We start from the raw sequence: 2,107 nt of genomic DNA on the forward strand, positions 1-2,107 counted from the left end.
CAGCTCGAAAGCATTATCAGCACCAAGCAAGGCCCAAAGGCGGTATACGGCCAGACCAAATCCATGCAGCGCCTAACCGATTGGCGCAATGCCAAGATTCGTCAATTTGCCCACAAGGCATCCAAGCGCATAGTAGATTACGCGCTAAGCTGTGGAGCAAATACTATTGTGATTGGCAAGAACAAGACATGGAAACGGTCAGTAAATATGGGCAAGAAAAACAATCAGAACTTTGTTGGCTTGCCTCACCAGCAGATGATCAATATGATCCGCTACAAGGCCAATATGGTCGGTATCACGGTTATCTGCACAAATGAATCGTATACAAGTCAGACTAGTGCTCTTGACGGCGAAAAGCCATGCTGGAACAATGGCAATAAGAGCAGAAAAAAGCAAGGGCTGAGCCCAGCCAATCGGCGCATTCACCGTGGCATGTTTAGAAGCAACAAGGGTTTGTTGGTCAATGCGGACATCAACGGTGCAATGCAGATAGTAAGAAAAGTATTCCCGAACGTCTCATTTGCGAACGGGATAGTGGATGCTGTGTTGCATCCAGCCAAATGGTCTCCTCTCATTTGAGGAGCCACTCGGCAAACGAGTAATATTTGTGTCTGTGTATAGAGCTTCGGTTGACGGACTGTAAAGTTGTCCTCCAGTTTTCTTGAGAACCATATCAAGGGAGCGTTTGTAATGCTTACTTGCTAAGTATTGCTTGAAAAAGGTCGGTCTAGATATTAAAGCTGTTAAAGCAGACACTCGGCAAAATCATATCAAATGACACAATTTGATATAATCTGACCCAATATTCTATAACATTATCTAAATTAAGATGGGAGAAAACATGGATAAGCTAAAAAAGAAAATGCCGAAAAATAAGTATGCAAGAGCTGCTATCTCATTGACAATCTTTTTTGCCTGCATTCTGCCAATCCAATATTTATTTGAGAAATTGTCATTTAGTACATTTTGGTCAAACTTTCTTGGCTTAACTATTGGTGTGTACCTCTTTCGGAAAATCATCGTTGCTTTGGGAATTCAACGACACAATTTTTAAAATGTCACTTTATTTAGTGGCATTTTTCCCTTTTTAGCGTGTAGTAAGGGGAAAAGAATGGGTGAACTTTTAAAAAATGCGCGGCTTAGTTTAGGCTTGTCGCAAAAAGAAATGGCTGCAGAAGTGATGTCTGTTACGCAGTATTCTAGAATCGAAAATGATCAACAAAGAATTAGGTTTGATGATCTAGTAAAAATACTCCATGCTCATCAAATTGATATAGTATCTTTTATTAATCAATTTTTATTGAAGCGGCAATTAACAGATTGCAATCATGACTATTATTTGCAAAAAATTGAATCCATGTATTGGGAGCGTGATCTTTCGTCAATTGATGAATTACTTGATAAGTTAAAGCAGTTTGGGCAGCATGGGCTCTTAAATCTTTTGACTAAGTTGTTGATTGTGAATGTAAAAGATGGTTTAGATTGGCCAATGGCGCAACAGTGTCGTCAGGAATTATGCCAACGCTTGCTAGCAGTTGATAAGTGGACAGATGATAACAACTTGTTTATCTTATTTGCATATGGAGTCTTTATTTTAGACTCTAAGCACTTAGATTATTTTGCTAAACAATTATTTGAGCGATATCAAAGAATCGATGGTATGCCGATTAAGAAAGTAGAAATTTTAGCAATTATCGCTGTTAATTATTTGGCAAATGACCTTCATAGGGGAAGGGACAGCCATTCGGTTGAAGCTGTTGATTTTCTATACTCATTACCAGCTCATCCGCACTTTTTACTCTATAAACTGCTAGCCAAATATTATAAAGCGGTAGCTTTAGAGAATGTAGAACAACAAAAGAAGATTGCTAGGATGTTAGTGGAATTGGGTTATAGGGATTTAATAGTTGCGTTTAGTACCGCACCATAACAGCTAGTCCTTCATGGCCCAAAATGAAAAACATTCTAACGTTCAAACTGCTCCTCCATCCTTACTTTTCATATTTGAAAATTTCTATTTCTTTTCATGCAAAAACCGCTGAACTTACAGTTCAGCGGTTTTCTCTTTTCACAAATTGATACCCTGCTGGCGGAAGAGTTCTTTTCG

Annotated in this window: 2 protein-coding genes; both read left to right on the top strand. The window is 38.8% G+C overall.

Annotation, left to right across the window (positions count from 1 at the left end; translation table 11 throughout):
• Positions 1–579 (top strand): IS200/IS605 family accessory protein TnpB-related protein (locus tag lacNas_RS00675; RefSeq protein WP_201346497.1); only part of this gene is annotated, 579 nt, incomplete at its 5' end.
• 532 nt (positions 580–1,111) lie between these two features.
• Positions 1,112–1,930 carry a helix-turn-helix domain-containing protein gene (locus lacNas_RS00680; RefSeq protein ID WP_201330659.1) on the top strand — a complete coding sequence of 273 codons (819 nt, stop codon included), beginning with the start codon at positions 1,112–1,114 and terminating at the stop codon, positions 1,928–1,930.
• Positions 1,931–2,107 lie beyond the last annotated feature (177 nt).

Source organism: Lactobacillus nasalidis (genome assembly GCF_016587775.1).
Taxonomy (GTDB): Bacteria; Bacillota; Bacilli; order Lactobacillales; family Lactobacillaceae; genus Lactobacillus; species Lactobacillus nasalidis.